Annotated in this window: 8 protein-coding genes and 1 pseudogene; 2 read left to right on the top strand and 7 right to left on the bottom strand. The window is 55.0% G+C overall.

Annotated features, from left to right (window positions below; all coding sequences use genetic code 11):
- On the bottom strand, positions 1-481 hold a 481-nt coding region (locus tag BBW68_RS11570; RefSeq protein WP_070133758.1), incomplete at its 3' end, for an IS6 family transposase.
- Between the two features lie 174 nt (positions 482-655).
- On the opposite strand from BBW68_RS11570, the pseudogene folA reads away from it, so the two are divergent.
- A pseudogene (folA, locus tag BBW68_RS11565) lies at positions 656-1,129 on the top strand (type 3 dihydrofolate reductase); the annotation flags it as partial.
- Positions 1,130-1,169: 40 nt separating this feature from the next.
- Here the strand turns inward: folA and apaH are convergent.
- The 6 genes from apaH to lptD are packed head-to-tail and all read right to left on the bottom strand — an operon-like array spanning position 1,170 to position 7,947.
- On the bottom strand, positions 1,170-2,015 hold the full coding sequence (apaH, locus tag BBW68_RS11560; RefSeq protein ID WP_070135481.1) for a bis(5'-nucleosyl)-tetraphosphatase (symmetrical) ApaH: 846 nt from the start codon (positions 2,013-2,015) through the stop codon (positions 1,170-1,172).
- A gap of 15 nt (positions 2,016-2,030) precedes the next feature.
- Entirely contained in the window at positions 2,031-2,408 is a 378-nt protein-coding gene (apaG, locus tag BBW68_RS11555; RefSeq protein ID WP_070135480.1) for a Co2+/Mg2+ efflux protein ApaG, read from the bottom strand.
- A 2-nt stretch (positions 2,409-2,410) separates the two neighbouring features.
- Complete coding sequence (gene rsmA, locus BBW68_RS11550; protein WP_070135479.1) at positions 2,411-3,244, bottom strand: 16S rRNA (adenine(1518)-N(6)/adenine(1519)-N(6))-dimethyltransferase RsmA; 834 nt, start codon at positions 3,242-3,244, stop codon at positions 2,411-2,413.
- Positions 3,237-4,235, bottom strand: coding sequence for a 4-hydroxythreonine-4-phosphate dehydrogenase PdxA (gene pdxA, locus BBW68_RS11545; RefSeq protein ID WP_070135478.1), 999 nt, complete (start codon positions 4,233-4,235; stop codon positions 3,237-3,239). The genes rsmA and pdxA overlap by 8 nt, the downstream gene beginning before the upstream one ends.
- Positions 4,219-5,514, bottom strand: coding sequence for a peptidylprolyl isomerase SurA (gene surA / locus BBW68_RS11540; RefSeq protein WP_070135477.1), 1,296 nt, complete (start codon positions 5,512-5,514; stop codon positions 4,219-4,221). Before surA ends, pdxA begins: the two co-directional genes overlap by 17 nt.
- Before the next feature lie 54 nt (positions 5,515-5,568).
- On the bottom strand, positions 5,569-7,947 hold the full coding sequence (gene lptD / locus BBW68_RS11535) for an LPS assembly protein LptD (RefSeq protein WP_070135476.1): 2,379 nt from the start codon (positions 7,945-7,947) through the stop codon (positions 5,569-5,571).
- Between the two features lie 148 nt (positions 7,948-8,095).
- Here lptD and djlA point away from each other — a divergent pair, with 148 nt between their 5' ends.
- Positions 8,096-8,920, top strand: a complete 825-nt coding sequence (gene djlA, locus BBW68_RS11530; RefSeq protein WP_070135475.1) for a co-chaperone DjlA — start codon at positions 8,096-8,098, stop codon at positions 8,918-8,920.
- The last annotated feature ends 210 nt before the right edge of the window (positions 8,921-9,130 follow it).

Raw genomic sequence — 9,130 nt, 5'->3', positions numbered from 1 at the left:
GCACATGCTGCGGACATTTACCTTCCCGCTTCAGCAATGCCAGCGCCCGCCCATACGTCGGGGCTTTATCTGTGTTGATCAACCGTGGAATTTGCAGGCGCTTCGTATTATTCAGAAGTTTACCCATAAAGCGATAGGCGGCTTTGGTGTGACGACGTGAAGACAGGTAAAAGTCAATGGTGCAGCCCCTGCTGTCGACGGCGCGGTACAGATAAGCCCAGCGTCCGTTGACCTTCACGTAGGTTTCATCGAGATGCCATGAGCCAAAACCGGAAGGTTGACGCCAGTACCAGCGCCGCCGCTTTTCCATTTCAGGTGCAGAACGCTGAACCCATCGATAAATCGTGGTGTGATCGACATTTACCCCTCGCTCAGCCAGCATCTCCTGCAGCTCACGATAACTGATGCCATATTTGCAGTACCAGCAGACGGCCCACAGGATAATATGACGCTCAAAATGTCGACCTTTAAATGGGTTCATGTGCTGCTCCTTCAACTAAACAGTGGCATCAGTTTACCATCGCCAGATCTTTGCAACAGTGCCTGCAATCGATACCCTGATAAATCTTTACCAAATTACCCGGGCTTTCCTATCGACGAAAGTTTCGCCTTTCCGTATGATGGCACCGATCTTACACCCTGTTGAGTTGAGTTGATGATTAGCCTGATTGCGGCCTTGGCGGTCGACCGCGTCATTGGGATGGAAAACGCCATGCCGTGGCACCTGCCGGCTGACCTGATGTGGTTTAAAAAGCAGACGCTGAATAAACCGCTGATTATGGGGCGTCGTACTTGGGAATCCATCGGTCGCCCACTACCGGGCCGCCTGAATATCGTGATCAGCAGCCAGAAGGGCGATGCTGAAGGTGTCACTTGGGTAACCTCGATTGAAGACGCGCTGAAAACGGCGGGCGAGGTTGAAGAGCTGATGGTGATTGGCGGTGGACGCATCTATGAGCAGATGCTGGCGCGCGCTGACCGTCTGTATCTGACGCACATCGATGCTGAAGTGGAAGGGGATACCCATTTCCCGGACTACGAGCCGGATGAATGGCAGTCAACCTTCAGCGAGTTTCATGACGCTGACGATAAAAACTCGCACAGCTTCTGCTTTGAGATTTTAGACCGCCATTACCCTGTAGGGGCCAACCCTTTTTTCCAGTTGGCCCTCAAATTGATTGCGCCCGCCCGCCCCCTACGTGGCGAGGCTTCGATACCTGAGTAAACACCCGCTTATCCTCCCAGCACAGCATTGTTAAGGTGCCACCCCAGCAGCAACCGGTGTCCAGCGCAATAATTCCCTCCGGCGTTTCTTTGCCTTCCAGCGAAGCCCAGTGACCAAAGGCAATGGTGTAGTCGCGTGACACCGGGCCGGGAATGGAAAACCACGGTTTCAACGGGGGCGGCGCGCTGTCTGGCGCTTCTTTGGCGATCATATCCAGCTGGCCGTTCGGGAAACAGAAACGCATACGCGTCAGGGCATTGGTGCTGAAGCGCAGGCGCGCCAGCCCGCTCAGTTCCGGTACCCAATTGTTAGGCATATCGCCATACATCGCATCGAGGAACAGCGGATAGGTATCGCTGCTCAGCATCGCTTCCACTTCACGCGCGCAGCTAATGGCGGTGTCGATGTCCCACTGCGGGGTAATACCGGCGTGCGCCATCACCAGCTTTTTCTCTTCATCCACCTGCAGCAGCGGTTGACGGCGTAGCCAGTTGATCAGCAGGTTGGCATCAGAGGCTTCCAGCAGCGGTGTAATACGGTCTTTCGGCTTGTTGCGGCTGATCCCGGCGTAGACTGCCAGCAGGTGCAGGTCGTGATTACCCAACACCATTTTTACGCAGTCGCCCAGATAGCGCACAAAACGCAGAACTTCCAGTGAGTGCGGTCCACGCGCCACCAGATCACCGGTCAGCCACAGCTGATCGACCTGAGGATTAAAAGCCACTTGGTTAAGAAGTGAATGTAGCTCGTCGTGGCAACCGTGGACATCGCCGATTAAATAAGTGCTCATGCAGTAACGCTAGATTTAGTGAATATGGGTAGCAACCGCTAGGCGGAAAACCGGGATATCGACAAGGAACAGAGAGCCATCAGGTTCGGTCATCTGATAGTGGCCCTGCATGGTGCCCATTGGATTTTCTAAAATGGCACCGCTGGTGTACTGAAACTCGCCGCCGGGTTCGATGTGCGGCTGTTTACCGACCACACCTTCCCCCTGTACTTCGATTTCACGCCCGTTGCCGTTGGTGATCAGCCAGTAGCGACCAATCAGCTGAACCGGGATACGCCCAAGATTACGAATTGTGATGGTGTAGGCGAAAACATAACGTTCATCTTCGGGCGCTGACTGCGATGCAATATAGCTGCTCTGCACCTGGACACAAATTCGGGGCGTATCGATCATGATCAGTTCTCCTGCGACTGTTCCTGTGGCTGTGTGTGCGAGGCCAACCAGTTTGCCAGCTGGCAATATTGCTTCACGCTGATGTTCTCAGCGCGCAGCGTCGGGTCGATGTTCAGCTCCGCCAGCACGTTAGCTGAGAACAGGTGACCAAGGCTGTTGCGCAGCGTTTTGCGGCGCTTGCCAAAGGCTTCCGTGGTAATGCGGCTCAGCGCGCGGATATCCTCAACGGGATAGGGAATCTCCTGGTACGGCATCAGTCGCACCACGGCAGAGTCGACTTTTGGCACCGGGGTAAAGGATTCTGGCGGCACTTCCAGCACTGGAATAACCTGGCAATAGTACTGTGCCATCACGCTCAGGCGGCCATAGGCCTTGCTGCCCGAGCCTGCAACCAGACGGTTAACCACTTCTTTCTGCAGCATAAAGTGCATATCTTTAATAGCACCCATGTAGCTGAAGAGGTGGAACATCAGCGGCGTAGAAATATTGTAGGGCAGGTTGCCAAACACGCGTATCGCCTGGCCTTTCTCCGCAGAGTAGGCGGCGAAATCAAAGGTCATTGCATCCTGCTGGAAAATGGTCAACTTAGGGCCGAGGAACGAATGAGTTTGCAGGCATGCGGCAAGATCGCGGTCAATCTCGATCACCGTCATGGCATCTAGACGATCGCCTACCGGCTTTGTCAGAGCAGCAAGGCCAGGGCCGATCTCAACCATCAGTTCCCCTTTTTGCGGGTGGATGGCGTTGACGATACTTTCGATAATGTAGGGATCGTTAAGGAAGTTTTGTCCAAAACGTTTGCGGGCAAAGTGCCCCTGGTAAACGCGACTATTCATTACTGCTCTTAATCATGGTAATGGCGAGGTTAAGCGCCGTCTTAAAGCTGCCCGCATCGGCCTGACCACTGGCAGCCAGCTCTAAAGCTGTCCCGTGATCTACTGACGTGCGGATAAATGGCAAACCGAGGGTGATGTTCACCGCCCGACCAAAGCCCTGATATTTTAGCACCGGAAGCCCCTGATCGTGATACATCGCCAGCACCGCATCAGCATGCTGCAGATATTTCGGCTGGAACAGGGTATCCGCAGGTAGCGGTCCGGTTAACTTAATGCCGAACTGGCGCAGCTCATCCAGCGCCGGGATGATCACATCGATCTCTTCCCGGCCCATATGGCCGCCTTCTCCCGCATGCGGGTTAAGCCCACAAACGTAGATGTGCGGCTGCTCCAGACCGAACTTGCTTTGCAGGTCGTCGTGCAGAATGGTGATGACTTCATGCAGGCTTTCACGCGTGATACTGGCGGCAACGTCTTTCAACGGCAGATGGGTGGTGGCCAGCGCCACGCGCAGCTCCTCCGTTGCCAGCATCATCACCACGCGATCGCAATGCGCACGCTCAGCGAAGAACTCGGTATGGCCGCTGAACATGATCCCGGCATCGTTGATCCCCCCTTTATGCACCGGCCCGGTGATCAGCGCGGCAAATTCCCCGCTCAGACAGCCGTCGCAGGCGCGGGCAAGAGACGCCAGCACGTAGCCGCTGTTCTCCACGCACAGCTGCCCGGCGACCACGGTCTGGGCAAGAGAAAGCGGCAGCACGGTCAGTGTGCCCGCCTGCTGCGGCTGGGCTGGGCTGTCTGGCTGATACTCGCGCAGCGTAAGGGGTAAATGCAAAGTTGCCGCGCGGGTGCGCAGCAGCTCAGGGTTAGCACATATAACTAGTTCAACTGGCCAGTCCTGCTGGGCCAGCTGAACGATTAAATTGGGACCACTCCCGGCAGGTTCGCCGGGAGTGATCGCTACACGTTGATTACTGAGCATTCGCATCCAGAATATTCACATAGGCAGAAGCACGCTGTTCCTGCATCCAGGTCTGGGCTTCTTCAGAGAACTTACGGTTGAACAGCAGACGGTAAGCGCGCTCTTTCTTCGCCGCGTCGGTTTTATCAACCTGACGGGTATCCATCAGCTGAATCAGGTGCCAGCCGAAGGAGGAGTGAACCGGTGCGCTCATCTGGCCTTTTTTCAGGCGCAGCAGGGCACCACGGAACCCCAGATCGAACACTTCCGGTGAGCTCCAGCCAAGATCGCCGCCCTGGTTCGCGGAACTCGGATCGTGCGACAGCTGTTTCGCTGCATCGGCAAAGGTCAGCTTGCCGCTGTTGATCTGCGCTGCCACTTCCTGCAGCTTCTGACGCGCCTGGTCATCGGTCATGATCGGCGACGGTTTCAGCAGGATGTGACGAGCATGTACTTCGGTGACGGAAATGCTTTTGTTGTCACCGCGTACGTCGTTCACCTTCAGGATTTGGAAACCAACGCCTGAGCGGATTGGGCCGACGATCTCGCCTTTCTGTGCGGTGACCAGCGCCTGAGCAAACAGCGATGGCAGCTCCTGAAGATGACCCCAGCCAATGTTACCGTCTTTCAGCACCTGTGAGTTAGCCGAGTAGGTAATCGCCAGCTTGCCGAAGTCAGCGCCGCTTTTGGCTTCGCTCACCAGCTGTTTTGCCAGCGCTTCCTGATCGTCAACCTGCTGCTGCGTCGGGTTTTCCGGCAGTGTCAGCAGGATATAGCTGATGTTCAGTTCGGTGCCAGCATCGTTCTGTGAGGCCATCTGCGTGGCTAACTGGTCCACTTCCTGCGGCAGAATGGTGACGCGACGACGCACTTCGTTATTACGCACTTTTGAGGTCAGCATCTCTTTGCGGATTTGCTCACGGTAGGTGGCGTAGTTCATGCTGTCGTAGGCTTGGCGGCTGCGCAGCTGATCGACAGACATTTTGTCCTGTGCGGCGATGTTAGCAATCGCCTGGTCCAGCTGCTGATCGCTGACCTGAATACCGGCCTGTTTTGCCATTTGCAGCAGGATATTGTCCATCACCAGACGCTCAACAATCTGATGGCGCAGGGTTTTATCATCCGGCAGCTGCTGACCAGCCTGCTGAGCCTTGCCCTTCACTGACTGCATCATGCCGTCAACATCACTTTCTAATACCACGCCGTTATTGACGACGGCGGCTACTTTATCAACGACCTGCGGGGCTGCAAACGCGGTGCTGGCTGTCAGGGCTGCACCGAGGATCAGCATTCTCCAGTTCTTCATACTTTTCCCATTCTTCTATCCGCACTGCGGGTTGGCATACCAAACATTACAACATCAGAAAGCGCGCTGATAAGGCAGGATGCCCTGACGCAGCATTTGACCGGTGCCTAAGCCATAACTTGGGCTGAGACCACGCAGTTCAATGTTGACCGAGATTTTGTTGTCGTACTTACTGTTGTCGTTTCCCCAACCGTTAATTTTGCGCTCGTAGCCAAGGCGGACAGCATAGCAGCAGGAGCTGTACTGCATGCCCAGCAGCTGGTCAGCGGCCTGGTTAGCTTTGGTATCGTAATACCAAGCACCCACCACGGACCACGCATCGGCGATTGGCCAGCTGGCGGTTGCACCTACCTGTGAAATCTCCTGCTGCCACAGCGGGTTGTTATAACCGGTTAGCGTCTGCTGGACATATTCTTTGCTGGTATAACGGTAATTTAGCTGCACCATACGGTCCGCATCACGGCGATATTCCAGCACGGTGTTACCCTGCAAAACATCATTCAAACGGGTGTCATACTGCAGTCCACCGCGTGCTGCCCAACGATCGCTGATCTTCCAGTAGCTGTTACCCGCCCAAATCAGGCTGCCGCGATCGTCTTCACCAACGGTGTTCACATCGGTACGAGACTGGGTGAACGAGTAGATTTGACCAATGGAAGCATTAAAACGTTCAACCAGATCGTTATCAAAGATTCGTGTGGTTACGCCGGTGCTAACCTGGTTGTTCGACGCAATGCGATCCAGCCCGCTGTAAGTGCGGTCGCGGAACAGGCCGGTGTAGTCATTCTGTAGCAGCGTGGAGTCATAGGCGCGAATGTCGCTCTGGTCGCGATACGGAGTGTAAAGGTACTGCACGTGCGGTTCCAGCGTCTGGGTGTAGCCTAGTGACCAGTCCATGTCGCGGTCAAAGACAATCTTGCCGTCAACCTTGAACTGCGGCATGATGCGGTTAACCGTGCCCTTCGGCTGGTTATCGGCGCTGCTGTTGTTCAGCGAGTTGTAATACTCAGTGTCATCCTGTTGATAGTGGGTCGCCAGCAGTTTGGCTTCGGTATTCAGGCTGCCCCAGCCATTCGATATTGGCAGGTCCACCGTTGGCTCAAGGTGCAGACGCGTGGCATCCGGCAAGTTTTCGTTAACGTTGGTAAACTTCACCGCCTGCGCGTAAACATGAGTATCGAACGGGCCAACATCATTCTGGTACCAATTCATATCGAGCTGAGGCTCGGCACGATAGACATCGTTGTTGGCATTGGTTAAGAAGATCTGGAACTGCTTGGTTGACAGCGTGGCATCCCAGTTGGTATCGGCGTAGCCAATACTGAATTTCTGCGTCACATAGCCGTCGGTAGTCGATCCGTAAACCGAGTTGAGATCGGTAAAGTAGTATGGATCGCTGACTTTGGTGTAGTCAGCGCTGAAGCGCCAGTGCTGATCGTAAACGCCAGAATGGTGCCAGTAGAACAGCCAGCGGTTCGAGTCTTCATCCGTCGGATGCTTATCTTCATAGGTGCGGTCAGAGCCGAGGTAGTCGAACTGCATCAGACCGACCCCGGCCATGGTCAGGTAGCGGAACTCGTTCTGCCACTGCATGCCACGGCGGTTGATATAGTGCGGCGTAATGGTGGCATCGGCCTGCGGCGCGAAGTTCCAGTAGTACGGCAGCATAAACTCGAAGCCGCTGTTGCTACCGTATTTGGCATTTGGGATCAGGAAACCTGAACGGCGCTTATCACCGACCGGCAGCTGCAGATACGGGCTGTAAAACACCAGCACTGGGCCGAGTTTGAAGTGGGCGTTCCAGATTTCGACCAGCTGCTCGTTGCTATCGTGGATCACTTCTGAACCCGCCACGCGCCAGCTGTTTTGGCCCGGCAGACAGGAGGTAAAGGTACCGTTTTCCAGAATGGTGTAGCGGTTATCGCCGCGCAGCTTCATCTGGTCTGCCTTACCACGACCCTGACGGCCCACCATCTGGTAGTCGCCGTTCCAGAGGTTGGTGTCTTTAGTATCCAGATTCAACCAAGCTTTCGGACCTTTCAGGATGACCTGATTGTCGTCATAGCGCACATTACCCAGTGCATCTACCGTACGGGTCGGAGTGGTTTGTCCGCTGAGCATCCTTTGATGCAGCTGAACTTCGTCGGACTGCAGGCGACTGTTGCCCTGACGAATGTCGACATTGCCGGTAAAAACCGCATCATTGGGATAGTTGCCTTTGGCTTTATCTGCGTCAATGGTTACCGGCAGTTCGTTAGTTTTACCCTGTACCAAAGGACGGTCGTAACTGGGCACCCCAAGCATACATTGCGATGCGAGGTCATCGGCTAGGCCCTGCTGGCTGTAAAGCGCTGAACCGATTAAGGTGGACAGCAACGTAGGTAGTCTTTTTTTCATACGCGGTATCGAGAATTCCGTGATCACTGGCATCATGCCGACAAACGACCAGAGACTAACTTAATTCAACCGCGTTGCGCTAGTCTTGATCCTAGTTGTTTGACCGCGTACCAATAGGCTATGGGATAAATGACAGGTATGATAATGCAATTTTTAGCCTTCAGCATGGTGAATTGAGGAGTATATGCGCTATTGGGGAAAAGTATTGGGTCTTGTGCTGGGATTATTGTCCGGTGCAGGCTTCTGGGGCGTGATTTTTGGCCTGCTGGCTGGACATTTGATTGATAAAGCGCATGCGCCAAATCGTCAGGGGTATTTTGCTAACCAGCAGACGCGGCAAATGCTATTTTTCCGCACCACGTTCCAAGCGATGGGCCATTTAACCAAATCCAAAGGGCGGGTGACGGACGCGGATATCCAGATGGCAACGCTGCTGATGGACCGTATGCAGCTGCATGGCGAAGCGCGCACCTCGGCACAGCGCGCGTTCCGTGAAGGCAAAGAGGGCGGTTATCCGCTGCGCGACAAACTGCGTGAGCTGCGCTGCGCCTGCTTTGGCCGTTTCGATCTGATTCGCATGTTCTTGGAGATCCAGATTCAGGCGGCCTTTGCCGACGGCTCCCTGCATCCTAACGAGCGCCAGGTGCTGTATGTGATTGCCGAAGAGCTGGGCATTTCCCGCACCCAGTGCGATCAGTTTCTGCGCATGATGGAAAGCGGCCAGCAGTTTGGCGGCGGCTATCAGGACAGCAGTGGCTCTTCGCATGGCGGCTTTGCCGGTGCTCAGCGTGGCCCAAGGCTGGAGGACGCCTGCAGCGTGTTGGGGGTGAAAAGCAGCGACGATGCCGCCACCATTAAGCGCGCCCATCGCAAACTGATGAGCGAACATCACCCGGATAAGCTGGTGGCAAAAGGGTTACCGCCGCAGATGATGGAAATGGCGAAGCAGAAAGCACAGGAGATTCAGTCAGCGTACGATCTGATTAAGCGCGAGAAAGGATTCAAATAAGAGAGGCTGGCCGGGCATGCCCGCCCCGTATACCAGTAAATTAAAACACCTCCGGCTGCCGGAACGTCATTGTCGTGCCGTACTGCGGTTGGCTAATGCTCAGACCTTCGGCATGCAGCTGCAGCGGCACAGTTGCAAAGATCTGGCGACGGTAAACTGATGCCACTGTTTAGTTGAAGGAGCAGCACATGAACCCATTTAAAAGTCGAC

Origin of the sequence: Candidatus Erwinia dacicola (genome assembly GCF_001756855.1) — a bacterium.
GTDB lineage: Bacteria > Pseudomonadota > Gammaproteobacteria > Enterobacterales > Enterobacteriaceae > Erwinia > Erwinia dacicola.
The sequence above is the reverse complement of the archived record's forward strand: the minus strand, read 5'-3'. Positions and strand labels throughout refer to the sequence as shown.

Bases quoted from the DNA above. Each gene is read 5' to 3' on its own strand.
- apaH (WP_070135481.1), bottom strand. From the start codon at position 2,015: ATGAGCACTTATTTAATCGGCGATGTCCACGGTTGCCACGACGAGCTA.
- apaG (WP_070135480.1), bottom strand. From the start codon at position 2,408: ATGATCGATACGCCCCGAATTTGTGTCCAGGTGCAGAGCAGCTATATT.
- rsmA (WP_070135479.1), bottom strand. From the start codon at position 3,244: ATGAATAGTCGCGTTTACCAGGGGCACTTTGCCCGCAAACGTTTTGGA.
- pdxA (WP_070135478.1), bottom strand. From the start codon at position 4,235: ATGCGAATGCTCAGTAATCAACGTGTAGCGATCACTCCCGGCGAACCT.
- surA (WP_070135477.1), bottom strand. From the start codon at position 5,514: ATGAAGAACTGGAGAATGCTGATCCTCGGTGCAGCCCTGACAGCCAGC.
- lptD (WP_070135476.1), bottom strand. From the start codon at position 7,947: ATGATGCCAGTGATCACGGAATTCTCGATACCGCGTATGAAAAAAAGA.
- djlA (WP_070135475.1), top strand. From the start codon at position 8,096: ATGCGCTATTGGGGAAAAGTATTGGGTCTTGTGCTGGGATTATTGTCC.